19 protein-coding genes are annotated in these 23,110 nt (G+C 76.8%); 11 read left to right on the top strand and 8 right to left on the bottom strand.

Going from position 1 to position 23,110, the window contains the following annotated elements:
• The first annotated feature begins 78 nt into the window (after positions 1-78).
• The 5 genes from D5H75_RS06380 (at position 79) to D5H75_RS06360 (ending at position 8,076) form a co-directional block, all read left to right on the top strand.
• Positions 79-2,256 carry a fibronectin type III domain-containing protein gene (locus D5H75_RS06380; RefSeq protein WP_119925411.1) on the top strand — a complete coding sequence of 726 codons (2,178 nt, stop codon included), beginning with the start codon at positions 79-81 and terminating at the stop codon, positions 2,254-2,256.
• Entirely contained in the window at positions 2,244-3,236 is a 993-nt protein-coding gene (locus D5H75_RS06375; RefSeq protein ID WP_340137751.1) for an AAA family ATPase, read from the top strand. Before D5H75_RS06380 ends, D5H75_RS06375 begins: the two co-directional genes overlap by 13 nt.
• Positions 3,233-4,354, top strand: a complete 1,122-nt coding sequence (locus D5H75_RS06370) for a DUF58 domain-containing protein (RefSeq protein ID WP_119925410.1) — start codon at positions 3,233-3,235, stop codon at positions 4,352-4,354. Before D5H75_RS06375 ends, D5H75_RS06370 begins: the two co-directional genes overlap by 4 nt.
• Complete coding sequence (locus D5H75_RS06365) at positions 4,351-6,717, top strand: transglutaminase TgpA family protein (RefSeq protein ID WP_119925409.1); 2,367 nt, start codon at positions 4,351-4,353, stop codon at positions 6,715-6,717. The genes D5H75_RS06370 and D5H75_RS06365 overlap by 4 nt, the downstream gene beginning before the upstream one ends.
• 78 nt (positions 6,718-6,795) lie before the next feature.
• A complete protein-coding gene (locus D5H75_RS06360) occupies positions 6,796-8,076 on the top strand; it encodes an MFS transporter (RefSeq protein WP_202637885.1) in 1,281 nt (426 codons plus the stop codon).
• A 148-nt stretch (positions 8,077-8,224) separates the two neighbouring features.
• Here the strand turns inward: D5H75_RS06360 and D5H75_RS43975 are convergent, their stop codons facing one another.
• Entirely contained in the window at positions 8,225-10,144 is a 1,920-nt protein-coding gene (locus tag D5H75_RS43975) for a serine/threonine-protein kinase (protein ID WP_119925407.1), read from the bottom strand.
• Positions 10,145-10,224: 80 nt separating this feature from the next.
• Complete coding sequence (locus tag D5H75_RS06350; RefSeq protein ID WP_119925406.1) at positions 10,225-10,980, bottom strand: M50 family metallopeptidase; 756 nt, start codon at positions 10,978-10,980, stop codon at positions 10,225-10,227.
• 12 nt (positions 10,981-10,992) lie between these two features.
• Between D5H75_RS06350 and D5H75_RS06345 the strand changes: the two genes are divergently transcribed.
• The 3 genes from D5H75_RS06345 to D5H75_RS06335 all read left to right on the top strand — a co-directional run bounded on the left by D5H75_RS06345 (position 10,993) and on the right by D5H75_RS06335 (position 14,778).
• Positions 10,993-12,069: a winged helix DNA-binding domain-containing protein gene (locus D5H75_RS06345; RefSeq protein WP_119925405.1), complete on the top strand. Its 1,077-nt coding sequence runs from the start codon at positions 10,993-10,995 to the stop codon at positions 12,067-12,069.
• Positions 12,070-12,114: 45 nt separating this feature from the next.
• Positions 12,115-13,623 (top strand): long-chain-fatty-acid--CoA ligase, encoded by a 1,509-nt coding sequence (locus tag D5H75_RS06340; protein ID WP_119925404.1) that lies wholly within the window; start codon positions 12,115-12,117, stop codon positions 13,621-13,623.
• An 87-nt stretch (positions 13,624-13,710) separates the two neighbouring features.
• Complete coding sequence (locus tag D5H75_RS06335) at positions 13,711-14,778, top strand: Gfo/Idh/MocA family oxidoreductase (protein WP_119925403.1); 1,068 nt, start codon at positions 13,711-13,713, stop codon at positions 14,776-14,778.
• Positions 14,779-14,945: 167 nt separating this feature from the next.
• Here D5H75_RS06335 and D5H75_RS06330 read toward each other — a convergent pair whose 3' ends face one another.
• From D5H75_RS06330 to dhaK, 5 genes are all read right to left on the bottom strand, one after another.
• A complete protein-coding gene (locus tag D5H75_RS06330; protein ID WP_119925402.1) occupies positions 14,946-15,155 on the bottom strand; it encodes a hypothetical protein in 210 nt (69 codons plus the stop codon).
• A gap of 444 nt (positions 15,156-15,599) precedes the next feature.
• On the bottom strand, positions 15,600-16,550 hold the full coding sequence (locus D5H75_RS06325) for an aldo/keto reductase (RefSeq protein ID WP_119925401.1): 951 nt from the start codon (positions 16,548-16,550) through the stop codon (positions 15,600-15,602).
• Between the two features lie 45 nt (positions 16,551-16,595).
• Entirely contained in the window at positions 16,596-16,979 is a 384-nt protein-coding gene (locus D5H75_RS06320) for a PTS-dependent dihydroxyacetone kinase phosphotransferase subunit DhaM (RefSeq protein WP_119925400.1), read from the bottom strand.
• The gene (dhaL, locus tag D5H75_RS06315) at positions 16,976-17,593 is read right to left on the bottom strand and encodes a dihydroxyacetone kinase subunit DhaL (protein ID WP_242454020.1); all 618 of its coding nucleotides are present in this window, start codon (positions 17,591-17,593) and stop codon (positions 16,976-16,978) included. Before dhaL ends, D5H75_RS06320 begins: the two co-directional genes overlap by 4 nt.
• Positions 17,594-17,755: 162 nt before the next feature.
• On the bottom strand, positions 17,756-18,745 hold the full coding sequence (dhaK, locus tag D5H75_RS06310; protein WP_119925398.1) for a dihydroxyacetone kinase subunit DhaK: 990 nt from the start codon (positions 18,743-18,745) through the stop codon (positions 17,756-17,758).
• A 284-nt stretch (positions 18,746-19,029) separates the two neighbouring features.
• Between dhaK and D5H75_RS06305 the strand changes: the two genes are divergently transcribed.
• From D5H75_RS06305 to D5H75_RS06295, 3 genes are all read left to right on the top strand, one after another.
• The gene (locus D5H75_RS06305) at positions 19,030-19,968 is read left to right on the top strand and encodes an SGNH/GDSL hydrolase family protein (RefSeq protein ID WP_119925397.1); all 939 of its coding nucleotides are present in this window, start codon (positions 19,030-19,032) and stop codon (positions 19,966-19,968) included.
• A gap of 224 nt (positions 19,969-20,192) precedes the next feature.
• Entirely contained in the window at positions 20,193-20,393 is a 201-nt protein-coding gene (locus D5H75_RS06300) for a hypothetical protein (RefSeq protein WP_119925396.1), read from the top strand.
• Positions 20,394-20,711: 318 nt separating this feature from the next.
• Positions 20,712-21,101, top strand: coding sequence for a PASTA domain-containing protein (locus D5H75_RS06295; RefSeq protein ID WP_119925395.1), 390 nt, complete (start codon positions 20,712-20,714; stop codon positions 21,099-21,101).
• A gap of 22 nt (positions 21,102-21,123) precedes the next feature.
• Here D5H75_RS06295 and D5H75_RS06290 read toward each other — a convergent pair whose 3' ends face one another.
• Complete coding sequence (locus tag D5H75_RS06290) at positions 21,124-23,082, bottom strand: AfsR/SARP family transcriptional regulator (RefSeq protein WP_202637884.1); 1,959 nt, start codon at positions 23,080-23,082, stop codon at positions 21,124-21,126.
• Between the last annotated feature and the right edge of the window lie 28 nt (positions 23,083-23,110).

The raw sequence follows: 23,110 nt of genomic DNA, 5'->3' as shown, positions 1-23,110 counted from the left end.
CTAGAGTGCCTCCTGCGATAAAACGCGATATTTGTGCATCGGGTCTTCTACGGGGTTGTGAGAACGGTGGCGAGAAGCGTGAACGGTCGCGGGACGGACCGGCGGACGGGGATCATCGCCGCCGCGGTCGCCTGCGCGCTGGCCGCGGCGGCCGTGGCGTTCGGCGTGGGCATCTCCAACGCCACGCCGCGGCTGTCGGACATCGGCGCGTGGCTGCTCAGCCACGGCAAGGGCGTGTCCCACGTCAACGGCCTGTCCGGCGCGGTGGACGGGCGGATCGAGCTGGTCTCGGCCAAGAGCTCCGCCGGGATGAAGGTCGTGCAGGAGGGCGCCAGCGTCCTGCTCGTGGACGAGTCCACCGGGACCGTGAGCCGCATCGACCCGACGCAGCTCAGCGTCGTGCAGACCCGCAGGTTCCCGGCCGAGAAGATCCAGGTGGTCATCGGCTCCGGCGCGGCGTACGCGATCGACCTCAAGGGCAGCGTGCAGCAGATCGACGCGGCGTCCCTGGAGAAGGTCGGCGCGCCCGTAGCGCTGCCCGGCCCGCTGGGGCTGGGCGGCGTGGACGACGCCGGGCGGCTGTGGGTGCCCGCCCCCGCGACCGGCCAGCTCGTCCCGATCCAGGCCGGGCGGCCGGCCCAGCCGGTGACCGTGGGCGAGCCGCGCGACCGGCTGTCGCTCACGATGGCGGCCGGCCAGCCGGTCGTGACCAACACGAGCCAGAGCTTCTCCACGCTGATCGCCAAGGACGGCCGCCAGGTCAAGATCAACCTCCCGGCGGAGGTCCGCGAGGCCCCCGGCGCGGGCGTCCTGGTCCCGGTGACCACCGAGGGCCCGGTCGTGCCGGTGCTCGCGCCCGCCGCCGGCAAGCTCGTCATGGTGGACACCGCCACCGGCGCCTCCATGCACGCCAACGTGGACGTGACCGGGCGCAAGGTGGGCGCGCCGCAGGCCCTCGGCCGCCGCGTCTACATCCCCGACCAGTCCAGCGGCCGGCTGCTCGTGTACGACACCGCCGCCCGCAAGATGGTCGAGGAGCTGCCGGTGTCCGGCCGGGGCGGCACGATGGACGTGTTCGTCAAGGACGGGCTGCTGTGGGCCAACGACCCCAAGGGCGAGAAGGCCGTCGTCGTGGACTCCGAGGGCCGCTCGCGCGGCGTGGAGAAGGACGACGAGGACGCGCCCGGCCCCACCCGGACCGCCCCTCCGACCACCGCCGCGCCCGACCCGCAGGCGACCGCCCGCCAGGACGACGGCGACCGCCGCGGCCAGGGCAGGGACGACGACGATGACCGCCGCGACGACGACCGCGGCCGGCCGGACCCGAGCCCGTCCCAGCGGGGCGAGGAGCCGGAGCCGGACCCGTCGCCGACCGCGCAGGACCCCGACCCGGGCGGCCCCTCGCCGACCCCCGACCCCCGGGAGGAGCCCGGGGACGGCAAGCCGACCCCGCCGGGCAACGTCACCGCCTCCACCTCGGCGAGCGGCGTCACCGTGACGTTCACCCCCTCGACCGGCACCGTCCAGGCGTACGAGCTGCGTTCCACCCCGCCCGGCGTGCGCGTCTCGCCCCGCCAGGTGGACGCCGAGGGGCCGTTCCAGTTCACGGTGACCGGCGGCGACTGCCAGAAGGAGTACACCTTCCGCGTCGTGGCCAGGTCCAAGGCGGGCACCGCCGAGTCCGAGCCGACCGCGTCCGTGCGCCCGTGCGCCGCGCCGCAGGCCCCGACCAACTTCCGGGGCCGGCCGATGAACCGCGCGATCGCGCTGAGCTGGGACGCCCCGCCCGGGGCCGGGCCGGACACCGAGTACGTCCTGGGGCTGCCCGACCACGCGGTCCGCACGGTCAGGGGGACCAGCGCCGAGGTCAAGGAGCTGGCCAACAACCGGTCGTACTCGTTCTCCCTGTCGATGAAGAACGGCGCGGGCGAGGTCGGCGGCCTGTCGGTCACCGTGAGCCTGGCCTATCCCCGCAGGGCGTACAAGAACGCCAACAACAACCAGACCAACACGCTCATCCGGCCCGGCCCCTCCGCCTCCGGCGAGATCGGCAAGATCGAGAAGGGCAAGTACCTCTCGCTCACCGTGATCTGCCAGGTCAAGGGCGAGTCGTACACCGAGCCGGAGAGCAAGCAGACCAGCGACGTGTGGAACCGCGTCGCCTGGGGCGGCCGCGTCGGCTACCTCAGCGACACGCTCATGACCACGCCCAAGGGGTCGTTCCCGGGCGGCCCGCTCTACGAGTGCACCGACTGATGACGGCCGACACCTACGTCGCGAACGACCCGGCGGCGATGGCCGGGCACTTCGCGCAGCGGTTCCACGCGCTCGCCGGCAACGTCGAGCGCGTCATCCAGGGCAAGCGGGACAGCGTCGAGCTGGCGCTGATCTGCCTGTTCAGCGAAGGCCACCTGCTGCTGGAAGACGTCCCGGGCACCGGCAAGACCACGCTCGCGCGCAGCCTGGCCGCGAGCGTGGAGGCGAGCTGGCGGCGCGTGCAGTTCACGCCCGACCTGCTGCCCTCCGACATCACCGGCGTCTCGATCTTCAACCAGGGGGCGAACTCGTTCGAGTTCCACCCTGGGCCGGTGTTCGCCAACATCGTGCTCGCCGACGAGATCAACCGGGCGTCCCCCAAGACGCAGGCGGCGCTGCTGGAGGTCATGGAGGAGCGGCAGGTCACCGTGGACGCGGTGCCGCACCTCGTGCCCCGGCCGTTCATGGTCGTGGCCACCCAGAACCCGGTGGACATGGACGGGACCTACCCGCTGCCCGAGGCCCAGCTCGACCGGTTCCTCATGCGGATCTCCATGGGCTACCCCGACCACGCCGCCGAGGTCGCGGTGCTGCGCGGCATGCCGACCGGGCCCCGGATCGAGACGCTCCCGGTGGTGGCACGTTCCCAGGACGTCTCCTGGATGATCGAGTTCGCCACCCGGGTGCACGTCGCCGACCCGATGTACGACTACGTCGTGGCCGTCGTCGCCGGCACCCGCCGCTCCCCGGACGTGCGGCTGGGCGCCAGCCCCCGGGCCAGCGTGGCGCTGCTGCGCGCGGCGCGGGTCCGCGCGGTCGCGGCCGGGCGGCACTACGTCGTGCCCGAGGACGTCAAGGCGCTCGCCGCGCCCGTGCTGGCGCACCGGCTGCTCCTCACCTCCGAGGCGGAGCTGCGCGGGCAGACCGCCGCCCAGGTGGTGGGCGAGGTGCTGGCGGCGACCCCGGTGCCGCAGGCGTGATCACCCGGCTCGGCTGGGGCGTCCTGGCCGCCTCCGCCGTCCTGTACGCCGGGGGCGCGGCGCTGGGGTACCCCGAGCCGGGCGTCCTCGCCGTCGCCGGGCTGCTCGCGGTCGCCGCCGCCGCGCTCTGGACCCTGCCGAGGCCGAGACTGGAGGTCCGCCGCGAGGTCGCCCCGCTCCGGGTCGCCCGGGGCGAGGCGGCCGTCGCCGTGCTCCACGTCACGAACGAGGGCCGCGCCCGCTCGGGCCTGCGCGCCGGGGACCGCTTCGGGAGCCGGGTGATCGACGTGGAGGTGCCCCGCCTGCCGCGCCGCGCCGCCCGGTCCGTGACGTACCGGCTGCCCACCGACCGGCGCGGCGAGATCCCGGTCGGCCCGCTCACGCTGGAGCGGTCGGACCCGCTGGGCCTGTCGCGCCGGACCACGTCGTACGGCGCGGCGGAGACGCTCGTGGTGCGGCCGCGCACGGTGCCGCTGCCGCTGCTGCCGTCGGGGCGGGCCCACCACCTCGACGGGACCTCCGCCGACAACGCCCCGGCGGGCACGGTCACCTTCCACACGCTGCGGGAGTACGTCCTGGGCGACGACCTGCGGCACGTCCACTGGAAGTCCAGCGCCCGCACCGGGACGCTCATGGTGCGCCAGCTCGTGGACGCCACCCTGCCCACCACGGCCGTCGTGCTCGACCTGCGGCCGGTGGCGTACGACGGGGACGAGGCGTTCGAGCTGGCGGTGGACGCGGCCGCCTCGGTCGCGGTCGCCGCCGCCCGCCAGAACTTCCCGGTCCGCCTGCTCGCCGCCGCCGACACGCTCCTGGAGACCAAGGGCGGCCCGGCCGACGCCGAGGCCATCCTCGACCGGCTCGCCCTGGTCGCCCCCGCCCCCGGCGTCTCGGCGATGGACGTCGCCCGCCGGGTGGCCGCCGGGGGCGCGCTCGTCGTGGTGAGCGGGCCCGCCGCCGACCCGGCCGACCTGCTCCCGGCGCGCCGCCGCTTCGACCGCGTCGTCTGCGTCCGCGCCGGGTCGGCCCACCGTTCCCCGGCCCTGCCCGGGGTGACCGTCCTGGACGTCCCCGACCTGGAGACCCTCTCCGCCGCCTGGACCCGCGAGACCCGATGACGCGCCCCGCCCTCGACGAGCCCGCCGCCCCCGGCCGCCACGGCGCGCCCGCGGCCCGCCACGCCGCCGCCCACGACCCCGCCGCCCACGACCCCGCCGGCCACGACCCGGCCGCCCACGACCCGGCCGCCCACGACCCGGCCGCCCACGACGCCGGCCACGTCCCGGTGCCCGGCCGCGGCAGGGGGGCGCGGAGGAGCGGCCGGGGGCCCGGCGCGGACGTGGCGGGGATCGCGCGGCGCGGCGTCGAGCTCACCCTGGTGGCGGCGGTGGCCGGGGTCGCCGGGCTCGCCTTCCACCGGGTGTTCGCGATCGGCGAGCTGGCCCCCGTCGCGGGGATCGCCGCGGTGTCGCCGGTGATCGTGGCGGCCGCGTGCGCGCGGCTGCCGCTGTGGGCGTCGCTGCCGGTCAGCGCGCTGGCGTGGCTCCTGGCCGCCTGCCTCGGGGTGTTCCGGGCCGCGCCCGCGCCCGCCACCCTCGGTGCGGTGGGCGCGGGGCTCCGGGACTCCTGGAAGGGGCTGCTGACCACGATCCTACCGGCCCCGCCGGAACCCCGGCTGCTGGTCTTCGTGCACGTGCTCGTGTGGATCGCGGCGGCGATCGGGGCCGAGGCGGTCCTGCGGAGCCGGGCCGCCGCGCTGCCGGTGCTCCCGGCGCTCGGGGTGTTCGCGGCCGCCCTGGTCTACGGCGTGGGCGGGCCGGGGTCCAACGTCCTCCCGGCGGCGGGCCTGGCCGCGGCCGCCGTGCCGCTGCTGCTCGCGCGCGCGGGGCGGCCGCTGTGGTGGCTGGCCCCCGCCGTGCCCGCGGCGGCGGCGCTGGGGCTGGTCGCCTCCCTGGCCGGGCCGCGGCTGCCGGTGGCCGCCGAGCCGTACGACCCGCGTGAGCACGTGGAGGCGCCGCCGCCGGTCAAGTTCGACAGCGTGAGCCCGCTGGACCGGGTGTCGGCGTGGCTGCTCAACCCCGAGCAGGAGCTGTTCACCGTCCGCGCGAGCGCGCCCGCGAACTGGCGGCTCGCCGTGCTCGACCGGTACGACGGGCTCGGGTGGTCCTCCTCGGCGAGGTTCCAGGTGACCGGCGGGCGCGTCCCCCCGGCCGCGCCGGGCGAGGAGACGATCGCCCGGCACGACACGGTGGAGCAGGAGGTCACGATCCGGCGGCTGCCGGGGAGCTGGCTGCCCGCCGCCGACCGGCCGGTGGCGGTGAGCGGCGTCACGGTGTCCGCCGACGCGGGCAGCGGCATGCTCGTGGCCGCCGAGCGCCCCCGCGAGGGGACGTCCTACCGGGTCACCTCGTCGGTTCCCCGGCCCAGCGCCGCCGAGCTGCGCGCCGCCGTGCCCGCGAGCGACGAGGAGGCCCGCGCCGCGCTCGCGCTGCCCGGCGACCTGGCCGGGCGGCCCGCGCCCCAGGTGGACAAGTTCCGCAGGCTCGCCCAGAAGGCGACGGACGGGGCGCGGTTCCCGACGCAGCAGGCCATCCGGCTGCAGAACTTCCTGCGCAAGCACGCCAAGAACGACGTCACCGCGCCCCCCGGCCACTCCTACCGGATCGTCGAGGACTTCCTGGAGTTCTCCCGGCGAGGCACGGCCGAGCAGTTCTCGACCGCGTTCGCCCTGATGGCGCGCACGCTGGGGCTGCCCAGCCGGGTCGCGGTGGGCTTCCGGCCCGGGGCGGCCGAAGGCGGCGCGCACCGGGTCCGGGCGGGCGACGTGCTGGTCTGGCCGGAGATCAAGTTCGAGCGCCTCGGCTGGGTGCCGTTCTATCCCACGCCGGGCCGGGCGAACGCCAAGGAGGACCACGAGGTCCCGCAGGGGGCCACCAAGGAGCGGCAGGACCTGGAGAAGAAGGTCGAGGACTCGGCCTCCTCCGACGCGCCCCCGCCCCGGGAGAAGTCCGCGGAGGAGGAGTCCGCCGAGTCCGCGCGGGAGGACTCCTTCCCCTGGTGGCAGGTCGCCGCCGGCGCGGTCGCGGCCCTGCTCGCGGCGTACGGCGGCGCCGCGCTGCTCCTGCCGTACCTCCGCCGGCGCCGCCGCCGGGGGGCCGCGGACCCGGCCGGGCGCGTCGCCGGGGCCTGGGCCCAGACGCGGGAGGAACTGCGCAGGCTGGACGTGGCGGCCTCGCCCGCGCTGTCGGCGGCCGAGGTGGCCGCGCTCGCGTCCGAGGCGCTGGGGCCCGAGGCCGGCTCCCACCTGCGGCCGCTCGCCGACCTGGTCAACGACGCCCGCTTCGCCCCCGCCCCGCCCACCCCGGCGGCCGCCGCCACCGCCTGGACCCACGCGGACGCCCTCGGGCGGCTCTCCCGGCGCGCGGCGGGCCCGCTGCGCCGCCTCCGGCACCGCCTGTCGCCCCGGTCCCTGCGGCTCTGACCCCCGCCGGGGACGGCGGCGCGCGGTCGCCGGGAAAACGGGTGGACGGGCGCGGGCGGCTCCTGGATGATCTCGGGCGTGAAGGCGGGAGGGGCCCTCGGGCTGGTCCGGTCGCACGGGGCCTTCCGGCTGCTGTGGACCGCGCGGAGCGTGTCGTTCCTCGGGGACTCGCTCAGCCTGGTCGCCCTCATGCTGCACGTCGCGGAGACCACCGGCCAGGCGCTCGCGGTCGCCCTGCTGCTCCTCGTGGGGGACTTCGCGCCCGCGCTGCTCGGGCCCCTGGCGGGCGCGGTCGGGGACCGGTTCGAGCCGCGCCGCGTGATGGTCGCGTGCGAGCTGGCCCAGGCGGCGCTGGTCGCGGCGATGGCGCTGTGGACCCCCGCGCTGCCGGCGCTGCTCGTCCTCGTGGCGCTGCGGGCCGTCGCCGGGCAGGTCTTCCAGCCCGTCTCGCGCGCGATCGTGCCCGCCCTGGTGCGGGACCGGGACCTGGAGCCCGCGAACGCCGCCATCGGCTTCGGGACCAACGCCGGGGAGACGCTCGGGCCCCTGCTCGCCGCGCTCCTGCTCCCGCTCGCGGGCGTGCGCGGCGTGCTCCTGACGGACGCCGCGACCTTCCTGCTGTCGGCGGTCCTGATCGCCCGGCTGCCGCGCGCCCCGAGAGAGCCCGCCCCGGGGCGGGGGTCCCTGCTGCGCGACACCGCGGACGGGCTGCGCCACATCGCCGGGGCCCCGCTGCTGCGCGCCGTCGGCCTGGGCTACTTCGCGATCGTGGCGTTCAACGGCATCGACGACGTCGCGCTGGTCTTCCTCGCCACCGACACCCTGCGCGGCGGCGGCTCGGCGGCGGGCCTCCTGCTCGCGGCGGTGGGCGCGGGCCTGCTCGCGGGGTACGCCCTGCTGGGCCGCGCCCGGCGCCCTCTCCCCATGCCGCCCCTGCTCGTCGCCGGCTTCGCCGTGAGCAGCGCGGGGAACCTGCTGACCGGCCTGGCCTGGGCGGTCGCCGCCGCCTTCACGGTCCAGGCGGTCCGCGGGCTGGGCATCGCCGCGATGGACGTCGCCGCGAACACGCTCGTGCAGCGCACCGTCCCGGCCGCCTACCTCTCCCGCGTCTTCGGCACGCTCTACGGCGCGATCGGGGTCGCCGCGGCCCTGGCGTACGTGGGCGGCGGCCTCCTCCTCGACGCCACGGGGCCCCGCGCGGCCCTGGTCGTCGCCGGGGCCGCGGGCCTCCTGGCCACGCTCCTCACCGCCGCCGCCCTCCGCCGCGTCCCGCCCCCCGGCGACCCCGGCGATCCCGGTGACCCCCGCGATCCCGCCAGCCCCGGCGACCTCGCCGGCCCCGGGCCGCCGCCGTCCTGATCCGCTCCCGCGCGCTCACCGGCCGGGAGCGCGCCGGGCCGGATCGCGCGTCCCGGCCGTCCCGGGCGGCCCGCGCCCGCTCCCGCCGTGGGCGGAGGAGGGCCCGGCGCGCGGGACGCCTCAAGCCCGTCCTGCGCGGGCGGCGGGGTCACTCGGCCACGGCGCCGCGCACGCAGTAGGGCTTGGACCACACCGGGCGCTTGCCGATCTCGACGACGACGCCCACGAGGAAGCAGTACCCGAGGTCGGGGTCGAGGCCGCTGACGGTGGTGGTGCGGGTGCCGTTGCCGAGGGCGGTGAGCTGCTTCCCGCCGGGGCGCTGCTGGAGCACCACGGGCAGGTCCTTGGCGTTCGGGGGCAGCCGCCAGGACAGGGCCAGGGACGTGCCGGTGTCGGTGGCGGCGCGGAGCGACCTCGGGCGCACGGCGTCGGCGACGGCCTTGGGCACGCCCGGCTGGCGGGACGGGGAGGGCGTGGGCGTGGGGGAGACCGTCGCGGCGGCGTTGCCGACGGGCCGCGCCGGCGGCTGCTCGCCCCCGCGCGCGTTCACCAGCGCCACGACGCCGACGGCGGTCCCCGCGAGGGCCGCCACCAGGACCGCCCCGGCGATCTGGCGGCGCACCCCCCGGCCGCCGTCCCGCCGCCGCGCGCCGTGACCCGGCTCGGTCACGGCCCCCGGGCGCCCGCCGTCGTACGCCCCGCGCGTCTCGGCCGCCACCGGGCCGTACGGCGCCGCGCCCGCCGCCTCCTGGTGGGAGATGACGGGCGGGACCGCCGGGCCGGGGACGGGGAAGGCGGGACGGCCCGCGTTCGCCGGGGCCGCGTGCGGCCCGCCGTGCCCCCCTGTGTGCCCCCCGGCCCCGCCGTGCTGTCCGGCCCCGCCGTGCTGCCCGGGACGGGGCGCGGCGTGGCCCCCGGAGCCCGGGAACGCGGGCGGCGCGGCCTCGCCCGGGCGCGGCGCGTGCCCCGGCCCCGCGGCCGGCCGGGCGCCCCCGCCGGGTGGGAACCCCCGCGCGGGCCCGGGCGCCGGGAACTCCGGCGTGTACGGCGGGGCGGGCGTCTCCGGCCGGGGCGCGCCGGGCGGGGCCTCCGGGCGCGAGCCGTACGGCGCGGCGGGGCCCGGCGGGGACGCGGGCGAGGGCTCGCCCTCGGGCGGCGTGGCCGGGAAGGCCGGGTCGGCCCCGCCGTACGCCGGGAGGGGGACGGAGGAGGCGCCGGCCAGGTCGGTGACCGGCAGGCCCAGCTCGGCCTGGATGCGCTGGAGGTGCGCGGCGAAGGCGCGGGTGTCGGGGAAGCGGGCCTCGGGGTGCTTGGCCATCGCCCGCAGGATGGCGGCGCACAGGGCCGGGGGAGCGTCGGGGCGGGTGATCGGCGGCGGCTCCTGGCCGATCACGCGCAGCATGAGCGGCGCGATCCCGGTGTCGTTCTCCCGGTAGAAGGCGGGGCGGCCGGCGAGGAGCTGGTACAGCGTGGAGCCGAGGGAGTACAGGTCCGAGGACGGGTCGTGGCTCTTGCCGTTGAGGACCTCCGGCGCGGCGTGCAGCGGCGTCAGCGCGTGCGAGTGCAGCGACACCTCGGCCGAGTCCACCATCCGCGCGACGCCGAAGTCGGCCAGCGCGGGCTCGCCGTACCGCGAGATCAGGATGTTCTGCGGTTTGACGTCGCCGTGGTAGACCCCGGCCTCGTGCACCGCCGCCAGCGCCCCGGCGACCTTGACCCCGATCCGGAGCACGTCGGCGACCGGCAGCGCGCCCTCCCGCGTGATCCGCTCGCGCAGGGAGCCGCCCTCGAAGTACTCCATCGCGATGTACGGCCGGCCCGACTTGGTCATGCCCGTGTCGAGCACGGTGACCACGTTCGGGTGGCCGGTCAGGCGGCTGGTCAGCTTCAGCTCGCGCTGGAACCTGCGCATGACCCGCTGGTCCACCCGGTCCACCGACAGGATCTTCAGCGCCACGATCCGGTCGAGGCGTTCCTGGTGGGCCCGGTACACGACGGCGAAACCGCCCTGCCCGACCTGGTCGAGCACGCGGTAGCCCGGGGCCTCCTCCCGCTGCTCAGCCGTCATCGGCACCTCCCTGGAACACCCGCGCGCGAGCCCCCGCGGCGGGCGTCATGCCCCCTTGTGTCACAAGCGTCCCGGTGAGCCTATCCCGCCACGAGCCACCGCCCGCCCGCGATGAGCGCGGCGAGCGCGAGGATCGCGAACGACCCCACCCAGAGGACCGCGGGCACCGGGGTCAGGCGGGCGAGCTGGTCGGCGTCGGAGTCGCGCGCCCGCCCGCGCCGCCGCTTGGACCGCAGCTCGAACACCGGCCGCACCCCGCCGAACAGCAGGAACCACACCCCCAGGTAGGCGAAGGCCCCCTGCACCTGCGCGGGGGCGTACCACGAGACGAGGAACACGGCTCCGCCGGTGACCAGCAGCGATACGATGCCGAAGACGTTCCGGATCATGACGAGCATGGCGAGCAGCAGCGCCATCATGATCCAGAGCAGCGCGGTGACGTGCCCGGCCGCCAGCAGCCACGCCCCGAGGAACCCCAGCGCCGAGGGCGTGACGTATCCGGAGAACGCGGTCGCCACCATCCCCGGGCCCGTGGGCCGCCCCTTGGAGACGGTGACCCCGGAGGTGTCGGAGTGCAGGCGGATGCCCGTCAGCGTGCGCCCGGTGAGCACGGCGACCAGCGCGTGCCCGCCCTCGTGCGCGATGGTGACGACGTTGCGCGCCACCCGCCACGCGGGGCGGTAGGCCACGATCGCCAGCGCGGCGGCGGCGGTCGCGAGCACGACCTGCCAGGGCGGGTCCGGCTGGGTGCCGAGCACCCGCTCCCAGACGTCGCCGAGGTCGTCACCGAGGTTGCCGCCGGGGCCGGGGGAGTTCACGAATGAGTACCTTGTCATGCGGAGGGGACCATGGTCGGGCGAGCGGATGACGTCGTACGGCTTTCGCGGGCGCGCGCCCAGCTCCTCCACCGCCCGGACGACCGCCCGGAGATCGCCGATCTCGTGCGGCGGATGCCGGCCGTGCAGGCGCAGGACACCGCGGCGGCGGCGCTCGCCCTCCGGGCCCGGGCGCGGGGGATCACCACCGCGATGGTGGACGCCGCCCGGGACGACAGATCCATCGTACGCGCGTGGGGCCCGCGCGGGACGATCCACTACGTCGCCGCCGACGATCTTCCGTGGCTGCTGCCGCTCGTGGGCCCGCCGTACGAGAACCGGTCGCTGCGCCGCCTGCGGCAGGAGGGCGTGACCGGCCCGTACGACGCGGTCGTGCCCGCGCTGGCGGGCCGGGGGCCGCTGACCAGGGAGGAGCTGGGGGAGCGGCTGCGGGTCCTCGGCGTCGTGGCCGCGGGGCAGGGGATCGTGCACCTGGCGACGCTGGCCGCGTGCCGGGGCGCGGTGCTGCTCGGGCCCGACCGCGGCGGCGGGCCGACGTACGTCCACGCGGCCGACTGGCTGGGGCGGGAGATCGCCTTCGAGCCCGACCGGGACCGCGCCCTCGCGGAGCTGGCCCGGCGCTACCTGCGCTCGCACGCCCCGGCCGGGCCGGAGGACCTGGCCGCCTGGTCCGGGCTGCCCCTCGGCGAGTGCCGCCGCGCGTGGCGGCTCGCGGACCTCGGGGACCCCGGCCCGACCGGCGCGGCCGGCGGCGCGGATGGTTCGGATGGTTCGGACGGTTCGAACGGTCCGGAGGGCTCGGACGGTTCGGAGGGCGGCGCGGAGGGGCGGCCCGGGGTGCGGCTGCTGCCGGCGTTCGACGAGTACCTGCTCGGCTGGCGCGACCGCGGCCCGGTCCTGCCCGCGCGGCACGCGGCCCGGGTGCACCCCGGCGGCGGCATCCTGCGCGCCACGGTCACCGAGGACGGCCTGGTCACGGGCACCTGGCGGCGGCCAGGGGGGCGCGTGGAGATCGACCCCTTCGACCCGCCGGGCCCGGACGCGAGCGCGGAGATCGCCGACATCGCGCGGTTCACAACCGCCCCCTAGATCGTTACATTGACCAGAACCGCGTTCGGTTCTAGGGGGCCGCCCATGGACTTCCGTGTCGTCTCCGCTCTCCGCCGCCACGCCCGGACCCGGGGGGACGCCCCCGCGATCACCGGCGGCGGGCGCACGCTCACCTACGCGGACCTGGACCGCCGTTCCGGCCGGGTCGCCCGGGCCCTGCTCGCCCGCGGCCTCGGCCCCGGCTCCCGCGTCGCCTACCTGGGCCGCAACGCCCCGGAGTTCTTCGAGCTGCTGTACGGCGCCGCCAGGATCGGCGCGGTGACCGTACCGCTGAACTGGCGCCTCACCCCCGGCGAGATCGCCGCGATCACCGCCGACGCCGGGGCCGCCCTGACCGTCGTGGACCCGGAGTTCGCCGGGGCGGCCGGGGCCGACACTTCCGCGATCACGCTGGGCGGGCCGTACGAGTCCTGGGTGGCGGCGCACCCGGCGGAGGACCCCGGGCACGCGGGCGGCCCGGACGACGTCGTCGTGCAGTTCTACACGAGCGGGACCACGGGGGTGCCCAAGGGCGTCCAGCTCACCGAGCGCAACCTCTCCATGGCCGAGCTGGTCGCGGCGCGGTGGCGGCTCGACGGGACCGCGGTGAGCCTGGTGGCGATGCCGCTGTTCCACATCGGCGGCAGCGGGTGGGCCCTGGTCGGCCTGTGGGCGGGCGCCCACCTCGTGCTCGCCCGCGACGTGGACCCGCCCGCGATCGTGGAGCTGATGGAGTCGGCGAGGGTCACCAACGCCTTCCTGGTCCCGGCGGTGCTCCGGCTCCTGTGCGCGGTGCCCGGGGCCGCGCGGCGCGACCACTCGGCGCTGCGGGCGATCCTGTACGGCGCCTCGCCCATCACCACCGACGTGCTCCGCCAGGTGATGGAGGTCTTCCGCGCGCCGCTGTTCCAGCTCTACGGCATGACCGAGACGACCGGCGCGATCGTCCAGCTCGACCCGGAGGACCACGGGCGGCCGCACCTGCTGCGCGCGGCGGGCCGGCCGTACGACTGGGTGGAGCTGAGGATCGTGGACCCGGCGGGGGAGGAGGAGCTGCCGCCCGGCCGCGTGGGCGAGGTCTGGACGCGCTCGATCCAGAACACGCCGGGCTACTGGCGGCGCCCGGAGGAGACCGCGCGGACGCTGCCGGGGGAGGGCTGGCTGCGCACCGGCGACGCGGGGTACCTCGACGAGGAGGGCTACCTGTTCCTCACCGACCGGATCAAGGACATGATCGTCACCGGCGGCGAGAACGTGTACCCGATCGAGGTCGAGGAGGTGCTCGCCGGCCACCCCGGGATCGCGGACGTCGCGGTGATCGGCGTGCCCGATCCGGTCTGGGGGGAGGCGGTCAAGGCGATCGTCGTGCCGGTCCCCGGCTCCGCCCTGACCGAGGCGGACGTGCTGGAGTACGCCAGGGCGCGGCTGGCCGGCTTCAAGCGCCCGCGCTCGGCGGACTTCGCGGCGGCGATCCCGCGCAACCCCAGCGGCAAGATCCTCAAGAGGGAGCTGCGCGAGCCGTACTGGAAGGACGCCGGGCGCGGCGTCTCCTGAGGCCGAGGGCGCCCGCCGTACGGCATCGCGGCCCGTGCCCCGCGTGGTGACGCGCGCGGGCCGGGGCCGAGGGGGGAGAGTGGACCCATGAGCGAACCACTGCGCGTCGGACTGATCGGGTACGGCACGGCGGGCGAGTTCTTCCACGCGCCGCTGATCGCGACCACGCCCGGGATGGTGCTGGACACGGTCGTGACCGGGAACGAGGAGCGGCGGCGGCGGATCCTCGCGGCCCATCCCGGGGCGAGGGTGGTGCCGGAGGCGGAGCGGCTGTGGGATTCGGACGGCCCCGTGGACCTGGTGGTGGTGGCCGCGCCGAACCGGGCGCACGTGCCGCTGGCCCGCGCCGCGCTGGAGGCCGGGCGGCCCGTCGTCGTGGACAAGCCGATCGCTCCGACCGCCGCCGAGGCCGCGGAGCTGGACGCCCTCGCCCGCGAGCGGGGGCTGCTCCTGAACGTGTTCCAGAACCGGCGCTGGGACGGCGACTTCCGCACGCTGCGGGACCTGGCCGGGTCCGGGGAGCTGGGCGAGGTGCGGCGGTTCGAGTCGCGCTTCGAGCGCTGGCGGCCCGCGCCGAAGCCCGGCTGGCGCGAGCAGGGCGACCCCGCGCAGGCCGGCGGCGTGCTGTACGACCTGGGCAGCCACCTGGTGGACCAGGCCCTGGTGCTGCTGGGCCCGGCCGCGGCGGTGTACGCCGAGCGGGACCACCGGCGGCCCGGGGTCAAGACCGACGACGACGTGTTCATCGCGCTCCACCACGAGAACGGCGCCCGCTCCCATTTGTGGGCGAGCGCGGTGGCCGGGCAGCTCGGGCCCCGGTTCCGGGTGCTGGGCTCGGAGTCGGCCTACGTGAAGCACAGGATGGACCCGCAGGAGGCGGAGCTGCGGGCCGGCGGGCGGCCGGGCGGGCCCGGGTGGGGCGCGGAGCCGCGGGATCGGTGGGGGCTGCTCGGGGCGGGCGACGACGTCAAGCCCGTGGAGACGCTGCCCGGCGACTACCCGGCGTTCTACCGCGGGGTGGCCCGGGCGCTCCGCGAGGGCGGGCCCGGCCCGGTCCCGGCGGCTGACGCCGTGCGCGTGATGGAGGTGCTGGACGCGGCCCGCGAGTCGGCCGCCGCGGGGACCGTGGTCACGCTCGCGGGCGGGGCCGGCTGACGGCCTCGGGTGGTGGACGGGCGGGGCCGGCTGACGGCCTCGGGTGGTGGACGGGCGGGGGTGGTGGACGAGCGGGAGTGGTGGACGGGCTCGGATGGCGGAGGGGCTCACGGACGGGGTGGCGGACGGGCTCGCCGGCGGGCCGGACGAGGGGCTCGCCGCGGCGGCTACCCCTGCAGGATGACGTAGGCGAACACGATGAATCCGACCACGACCAGCAGGGTCAGCAGGCTCTGCTTGATCCAGTCGCGGAAGTTGGAGGCGGCGCGGGCGCGGTAGGACGTGAACATCGAGCGCGCCTCGCTCGCGCGCTCGAACAGGCGGCCGATCGTTATCCCGACGATGACGGCGACCACCAGGATGATGAACGAGGACATGTCACCACTCCTCCGGATCTGCGATCAGTGATGATCAGAGCGTGATGGTCCATCCCTCTGCATATCGGCATCCGCCCCCGCCGCGCCACGTACAGAGGGCAACAAAATGCGCACCTCCCGCCACATAGGAGCGGCCGAAATCCGGGAACTCCCGCCGGACCTGCGCCGACGCCTCCAGTCCGGGAACGCGCGGCGAACGCGTATTTCTCCTCACTCGCGCCCCCGGCCGCGCCCGGGCGACCGCGGTCCCGAATCCAGGCCGCTCCGGCGGGGCCGGTGAGACGGCGAACGCCCGGCGCGTCCGCGGGGGACGGCCGGGCGTTCGTGATGCTCGTGATGCTCGTTATGCCTGTTATGCCCGCGATGTCCGGGCGTCCGGCGGGCCCGGGCGCCGGGCGCCCGGTCGCTCGCGTCGCGGCCGGCGTTTTCGGGCCGGGGGGAAGGTCAGGCGGCCGGCGGGGGGACGATCTCGGAGATCTCGGCGAGGTCGTCCTCGGTGGGCTCCCACGCGCCGGCGGCGGCGTTGGCCCTGACCTGCTCCGCCGAGGTGGCGCCGGCGATCACCGAGGCGCAGCCGGGGATCGCCGCCAGGCCGCCGATCGCGACCTCCAGGATCGTGCGGTCGTGCTTCTCCGCCCAGCCGATCAGGGCCTCGACCTTGTCGATCTTCTCGGGGGTGATGTACCCCTCGCGCGTGGCCAGCCGGCTGCCCGCCGGAGGCTCCTGGCCCCGCCGTACCTTGCCCGTGAGCAGGCCGTTGGCCAGCGGGAAGTACGGCAGGACGCCCAGGCCGTAGTGGCGCGCGGCGGGCACGACCTCGGCCTCGGCGCCGCGCTCCAGCAGCGACCAGTGGTTCTGCGCGGAGATGAACGGGGTCGTGCCGAGCCGCTCGGCCACGTGCGCGGCCTCGGCGATCTGCCAGCCGGCGAAGTTGGAGTGGCCGATGTAGCGCACCTTGCCCTCGCGGACCAGCTCGTCCAGCGCGGCCAGGGTCTCCTCGATCGGCGTCACCGGGTCCGGCGAGTGGATCTGGTACAGGTCGATGTGGTCCGTGCGGAGGCGGCGCAGGGAGGCCTCCACCGCGCGGCGGACGTACATCCGGCCGCCCTTGGCCCCGGCGGCCGGGCCGTACCCCATGTCCACCGCCTGGTAGCCGAACTTGCTCGCCAGGACTATCTGGTCGCGGCGCTTGCCGAGGACCTCGCCGAGGGCCTCCTCCGAGCCGCCGTTGTCGCCGTAGATGTCGGCCGTGTCGAAGAGGGTGATCCCCGCGTCGATCGCGGCGTCGACGACCTCGCGCGTGGCGTCCATCCCGATCCGCCCGCCGAAGTTGTTGCAACCCAGCCCCACCACGGAGACCATGAGGCCGGAGTCGCCCAGTGCTCGATATCGCATGAGATCGACTCTAGGGGCGCGCCGGATGCCGCGTGCGCGGGGGTCCTACCCCTTGCGGTGGGCGTACGCCTCGCGCGCCGCCGCCGCGACCTCCTCCGCCCCCGCCCCGGACGCGGCCGCCGAGGCGGCGGCGACCGCCCCCTCCACCAGCGGGGCGTCGGCGAACAGCGCCGTGCCCGGGGCGTCGAGGAGGTACGTCTTCACGGTCAGGACCGCGCTGCCCAGGTCGGCGAGCAGGACCACCCCGTCGCCGGAGTCCGCGCGCGACACGGCCCCGGCGACCAGTTCCGCGCTCGTGCCGAGCCCGCCCCCGGAGTCGCCGCCCGCGGGTTCCACCCTCACCCGGTCCAGGCCCAGCGTGCGGGCCAGCTCGGCGGTCCCCTCCGCCAGCGCCCGGCTGTGCGAGACGATCACCACGCCGACCGTCACGCGCGGACGTCCCTGGCCGCCGTGACCAGCGCGCGGATCAGCAGCGCCGTCGAGGCCGCGCCCGGGTCCAGGTGGCCCACGCTGCGCTCGCCCAGGTAGCTGGCCCGCCCCTTGCGGGCGCGCAGGGTCATCGTGCTCTCCGCGCCGGTCGTCGCGGCGTCCGCCGTCACCTCCAGGTCGCACGTCTCCTCGTACGCCTTCACCGCCGGCTCCAGCGCGTCCACCATCGTCTTGTCGCCCACGGCCGCCCCGCCGAGCTTGCGCACCGCGTCGCACCCGGCCCGCAGCGCCGCCGCCAGGTCGCCGGACTCGTCCAGGGACCTGCCCATGGCCCGCAGCGCCCCGCCGTACAGCGGCCCGGACGCCCCGCCGGTCTTGGCGATCAGCGCCTTGCCCGCGGCGGCCAGCACCTCGCCCGCGGTCGCCGTCTCCCCGAGGTCCTCCACGGCCTGGAGCGCCGCCCGCATCCCCCGGTCCAGGTTGTGCCCGTGGTCGCCGTCGCCGATGGCCGAGTCGAGCTGGGTCAGCCGATCCCGGTCGGCCGCCACCCGCGCCGCCGCCTCCCGCACCCAGGCCCGGCACACCTCCGCGTCCGGCCGCACCGATTCCCTCACGTCGCCCTCACGCTCCCTCGAACCCCGGTCCTCCGGCCCGCCCCGTCAACCGGGGCGATCTCCCCCTACCCGCCACGCCGCCCCTCCCACCCGCCCCCGGCCGTACGGCCAGGGCCCGCGGCGGCGCACGCCGTACGGCCAGAGCCCGGGCGGGGCCCGCGGTCAGCGGCCCCAGCGCAGGGCGGGGGTCTCGACGGGGGCGTCCCACAGGCGCAGCAGCTCGGGGGTGAGGCGGCAGACGGTGATCGAGAAGCCGGTCATGTCCAGGCTGGTCACGTAGTTCCCCACCAGGGAGCGGGCGATCGTGGCGCGGCCCCGCAGGCGGCGGGCCACCTCGCCGAAGGCGACGTACAGCTCGGCCAGCGGGGTCCCGCCCATGCCGTTGACCATGACGAGCAGGTCGCCGGACAGCGGCAGGTCGGCCTCGATCGCCGTGAGCGCCCGGTCGACCAGCTCCGCCGCCGGGGCGAGCGGGGCGCGTTCGCGGCCGGGCTCGCCGTGGATGCCCACGCCCAGCTCGACCTGGTCGTCAGGCAGGTCGAAGCCGGGGCGGCCGGTCGCGGGCACGGTCGCGGCGGACAGGGCCACGCCGAACGAGCGCGACCGCTCGTTCACCTCCCGCGCGACCGCCGCCACCGCCGGAAGGCCCGCCCGCTCCTCGGCCAGCGCCCCGGCGATCTTCTCGGCGAACACCGTGGCGCCCGTGCCGCGCCGCCCGGCCGTGTGGGTGCTGTCCTCGACCGCCACGTCGTCGTCGATCAGCACGGACTCGACGGCCACGCCCTCGTCGGCCGCCAGCTCCGCGGCGAGCTGGAAGTTGAGCACGTCGCCGGTGTAGTTCTTGACCAGGTGGAGCACGCCCGTCCCGCCGTTCACGGCGAGCGTGGCCGCCAGGATCTGGTCGGGCACCGGCGAGGTGAAGACCTCCCCGGGGCAGGCCGCGTCGAGCATCCCCGGCCCGACGAACCCGGTGTGCAGCGGCTCGTGCCCCGACCCGCCCCCGGACACGAGCGCCACCTTGCCCCGCACGGGCGCGTCCCCGCGTACGGCGAAGCGCCCCTCGGCGTCCACCCGTAGTCCGGGGTGGGCGGCGGCCAGCCCGCGCAGGGCGTCGGGGACCACGTCCTCCGGCGCGTTGATGACCTTCTTCACCGTTCGATCGTGACACGGCCGGGCCGGGCCCGGCCAGCATCCGCCGGGGGCGGTTCGGAAGCGGTCCCGGGAGGTCCCCGCGATGTTTCCCGGGCGTCCCCGCGACGCGCCCCGCGCCGGTCCGGAAAAGGTCCCGGGCGGGCTCCGGAGCCGGGGCGCGCAGCCGAAAGCTTCGGTCGTGATTCATCGTGCTCCCGGCAAATCCCGAGGTCGTCGGCGAACCCGTTGATAGCGTCCGCAACAGGTCCAACGACTCCCACCGGCCAGAATCACGGAGGTGTCCCGTGCGCTCGCTCGCCCGTATCGCGGCGCTCCTGTCCGGTTGCGTGCTGCTCGCGGCCGCGCCCCCCGTCACCGCCGGAGCGGCGCGCACCGCGCCCGTGCCGCCCGCCGGAGGCGCGGGGGCCGCGGCGGGCGCGCCGGGGGCGGGCCCGCGGCCGGTCGCGGGGGTCCGCGCGGGCCGTTACGTGGCGCTCGGGGACTCGTTCACCGCCGGTCCGCTCATCACGCTGCCGCCCGGGGAGAACCCCGGCTGCCTGCGGTCCAGCCTCAGCTACCCGGTGCTGGTCGCGCACGCCCTGCGCATGCCGTACACCGACGCGAGTTGCTCGGGCGCGCAGACCCGGCACATGACCGAGGCGCAGATCTTCCCCGGCCCCAACAAGCCGCAGTTCGACTCGCTCACCCGCGACACCACGCTCGTGACCGTGGGCATCGGCGGCAACGACATCGGCTTCACCGAGATCGTGCTCACCTGCGGCCTGCTCAGCCCCACCGATCCCAAGGGCGACCCGTGCCGCCGCCACTACGCCCCCGCCGGAGGAGGGGACCGGCTGGCCCGGCGCATCGCCGTGACCTCGCGCCGAATCGACCGCGTGCTCCACGGGATCCGCGTGCGCTCGCCGCACGCCCGGATCCTGCTCGTCGGCTACCTGCGGGTGCTCCCGCCGGCGCGCGGCTGCTACCCCGACGTCCCCGTCGCGGCCGGCGACGTGCCCTACCTCGACGGCATAGAGCGTCGCCTGAACGCGATGCTCGCGGCCAGGGCCGCCGCCAACCGGGTCACCTTCGTCGACGTCTACGACCCCGGCCACGACGTCTGCGCCCCGGCCTCCGTCCGCTGGGTCGAGGGCGTCTTCAAGGCCAAGGGCTACCCCGTCCACCCCAACGCCGCCGGCATGCGGGCCACCGCCGACCGGATCCTCGCCGTCCTGAGCCGCTGACCCGCCGGGCGGGCCGTGCCCCCGGCCCGCCGTGCGGCCGCGCGGGGCGCCGCGGGCTCCGCCGGGCCTCCGGCACCGCGGGGGGGGCGGGCCGCGGGGCGTGGCGTCAAGACTCCGGGAAGCGCTGGTCAAGCCCAGGTTTGACGCCCTTGTGGTCGCGGTAGGTAAGCGGCGACTACAAAGTGTAGTCAAGGGGGTTCCCCTCGCTCCGATAGGAGATCTCGATGCGCCTCACCGCAGCACTGGCCGGCGGCCTCCTGGCCGCGACGGCCGCCTTCGCCGCCGCCCCCGCCGCGTCGGCGGACGCCCTCGCGGTCCCGGGCGTCACCGCCAAGGAATGCCGGGACGGAGGCGGTGAGCCCCGCCTGTGGGGCTGGGTCCTCAAATGCACCGGCGGCATCCACCACGGGCAGCCGATCACCTAGCCCCGGCGCCCCGCCGACCCCACCCTGGAAGGCGGGCCCCTCCCCGGGGCCCGCCTTCCCCACGCCCCGAGCCGCCCCACGCCCCGGGCCGCCGGACGCCCCGGGCAGCCGGTACGGCCTCCCGGCCGCGACGGGCCCGGGCGGTTCGCGCGCCCGCGTGGCCGGCCGGCGGCGGCACGACCCGGTGAGAGGCCTCGCGACGCCGTTCCCGGGAGGAGGTGTCAGGAGTGTGGCGGGGTGGTTTACGGGGGGTTGTCAACCTGGGACGGGGGCGGGGCGTCTACGGAACGTCGGGGTCGCCGTACCGGGAGTCGCCGTATGAAGGGGATCGCGCTCGGGATCGTGCTGGTCGCCGCCGCCGTCGCGGGGTGCGGGGGAGGGGCGCCGGCGCCGGATGCCACGGTCACCGTGACGGCGCGGGAGAGCCCGCCGCCGGAGAGCCCGCCGCCCGCCCCCACCCCGACCGGGGCGCCGCCCGCCGCCGGGAGGAAGGCGCTGCCCGACGTCGTGGGCATGAACCTGCAGGAGGCGCAGGACACCATGCAGGCGGCGGGGTTCTTCGTGCTGAACGACAAGGACGCCACGGGCAAGAACCGGTTCCAGGTCAACGACCGCAACTGGGTCGTGACGCGGCAGGAGCCGCCCGCCGGGGAGGAGGTCCCCCCGGAGACGCCGGTCACCCTCTGGGCCAAGAAGATCGGCGAGTGACGTCCGGGCGGGCCCGGGGATGTCACGACGCCGTCCGGGCGGTCTCGTCGTCCACGAGGGCCGCGGGGCGTTCCAGCGGGCCGCACGCGGGCGGGATCTCCGGGCCGCTGCGCAGGACGCGCATGTACCAGGTGAGGAGCGCGTCCAGCGCGCGGGCCCGCTCCGCCTCGCTCTCCTCCTCGGCCGCGCACTCCAGGGCGTACTCCCGGAGCAGGTCGTGGAAGGCGAAGCGCCCGGACTCGCACTCCTCCACCAGGTGCGCGGCGGCCAGCCTCCGCAGCAGCCGGTCGGTCTCGGCGGGGGAGGTACCGGCCAGGGAGGCGGCGGCCTCGGGCGTGAAGACGGGGCCGGGGATCAGGCCGAGCAGGCGGAACAGCCGCCGCGACGGCGGGTCCAGCCGGTGGTACGACAGGTCGAACGCGCCGCGGACCGTCGCCTCCGGGTCGCCGTGGACCGCCAGCATCGACAGCCGGGCGACGGTCAGCCGGTGCACCTGCCCGGCGATGTCGCGCCCGGGGCGGCCGAGGATGTCGGCGGCCGCGATGCGCAGCGCCAGCGGCAGGTAACCGCAGGTCCGGGCCAGCTCCCGGGCGGCCTCGGGCTCGGCGGCCAGCCGCTCGGCGCCCAGTATGCCGCCGACGAGGGCGACCGCCTCGTCCGGCGACAGCATCCCGAGGGGGATCGGGACCGCCCCGTCCCTGGCGACGAGCCCGGCGAGCTGCTGCCGGCTCGTGATCACCGTCACGCACTGCCGGCCCCCGGGCAGGAGGGGGCGGACCTGCTCCACGCTGCCGGCGTTGTCCAGCACCACGAGGAGCCTGCGGTCGGCGAGCAGGCTGCGGTACGCCGCGCCGGCCTCGTCCACCGAGTCCGGGACGCGGTCGGCGGGGACCCCGAGCGCGCGCAGGAACCGGCCCAGCGCCTCGATCGGCCGCAGCGGCCGCCTCGGCGAGTGGCCGTGCAGGTCGACGTAGAGCTGCCCGTCCGGGAAGCGGGGGCGCGCCCGGTGCCCCCAGTGCACCGCCAGCGCCGTCTTCCCGGCGCCGCCCGGCCCGGTCACCACGGCGATCGCCACGGTCTCCCCGGCCGCGACCGCGTCCAGGGCGCGCAGCTCGCCCTCGCGCCCGGTGAAGTGGCCGGGCTCCGACGGGAGCTGCGCCGGCACGGCCGCCGGCGCCGCCCGCACGGCGGCCGAGGGGACGTCCGGCACCGCCGGGCCGGCCGGGGCGGCCGTGCCGCGCGCGGCGGCGGAACGGGCCGAGGCGGCCGCGCCCGCCATGATCCACGCGGGCGGGCCTGACGCGCCCGCCGCCCCGGTGAGGATCCGCTGGTGGAGCTGCCGCAGCTCGGGCCCGGGGTCCAGGCCCAGCTCGTCGACGAGGCGGCGGCGGGTGCGCTCGTACCGGTCCAGCGCGTCCACCCGGCGGCCGGCCCGCCACAGCGCCGTCATGAGCAGGCCCACCAGCCCCTCCCGGAAGGGGTGCTCGGTGACGAGCGCGATCAGCTCGGGGATCAGCACGGCGTCCCGCCCGGCCCGGGTCTCGACGTTCAGGCACTCCTCGGTGACGGCCAGGCGCTCCTCGCCGAGGGTGTCCCGCAGCCGGTCCAGCAGTTCCCCGCCGGTGATCCCGGCCAGCGGCTCGCCCCGCCACAGCGCCACGGCGCGGCGGAGCCCGGCGGCCCTGGCCTCGTCCGGCTCCATGTCCCGCGCGCGGGTGACGAGCGCCCGGAACTCGTGCACGTCCACCTGCTCCGCCGGCAGGTCGAGCAGGTAGCCCTGCGGGCTGTACGAGATCTTGGCGCCGGTCCCGGACAGGAGCCGCCGGAGCCGTGAGACGTAGCCCTGGACCAGGCCCCGCGCCCCCTCCGGAGCCCGTTCTCCCCACAGCGCCTGGATGAGCCGTTCGACCGGCACCGTCCGGCCGGTCTCCAGCGCCAGCAACGCGAGCACGGCCCGCTGCCGTGGCGGGCCGAGAGGCACCTCCTGGCCTCCCTGCCACGCCTGAACC

The organism is Bailinhaonella thermotolerans, assembly GCF_003594875.1.
GTDB lineage: Bacteria > Actinomycetota > Actinomycetes > Streptosporangiales > Streptosporangiaceae > Bailinhaonella > Bailinhaonella thermotolerans.
This window is presented reverse-complemented; position numbering and strand designations above follow the sequence as displayed.

Bases quoted from the DNA above. Each gene is read 5' to 3' on its own strand.
- D5H75_RS06365 (WP_119925409.1), top strand. From the start codon at position 4,351: ATGACGCGCCCCGCCCTCGACGAGCCCGCCGCCCCCGGCCGCCACGGC.
- D5H75_RS43975 (WP_119925407.1), bottom strand. From the start codon at position 10,144: ATGACGGCTGAGCAGCGGGAGGAGGCCCCGGGCTACCGCGTGCTCGAC.
- D5H75_RS06350 (WP_119925406.1), bottom strand. From the start codon at position 10,980: ATGACAAGGTACTCATTCGTGAACTCCCCCGGCCCCGGCGGCAACCTC.
- D5H75_RS06345 (WP_119925405.1), top strand. From the start codon at position 10,993: ATGGTCGGGCGAGCGGATGACGTCGTACGGCTTTCGCGGGCGCGCGCC.
- D5H75_RS06340 (WP_119925404.1), top strand. From the start codon at position 12,115: ATGGACTTCCGTGTCGTCTCCGCTCTCCGCCGCCACGCCCGGACCCGG.
- D5H75_RS06335 (WP_119925403.1), top strand. From the start codon at position 13,711: ATGAGCGAACCACTGCGCGTCGGACTGATCGGGTACGGCACGGCGGGC.
- D5H75_RS06330 (WP_119925402.1), bottom strand. From the start codon at position 15,155: ATGTCCTCGTTCATCATCCTGGTGGTCGCCGTCATCGTCGGGATAACG.
- D5H75_RS06325 (WP_119925401.1), bottom strand. From the start codon at position 16,550: ATGCGATATCGAGCACTGGGCGACTCCGGCCTCATGGTCTCCGTGGTG.
- D5H75_RS06300 (WP_119925396.1), top strand. From the start codon at position 20,193: ATGCGCCTCACCGCAGCACTGGCCGGCGGCCTCCTGGCCGCGACGGCC.
- D5H75_RS06295 (WP_119925395.1), top strand. From the start codon at position 20,712: ATGAAGGGGATCGCGCTCGGGATCGTGCTGGTCGCCGCCGCCGTCGCG.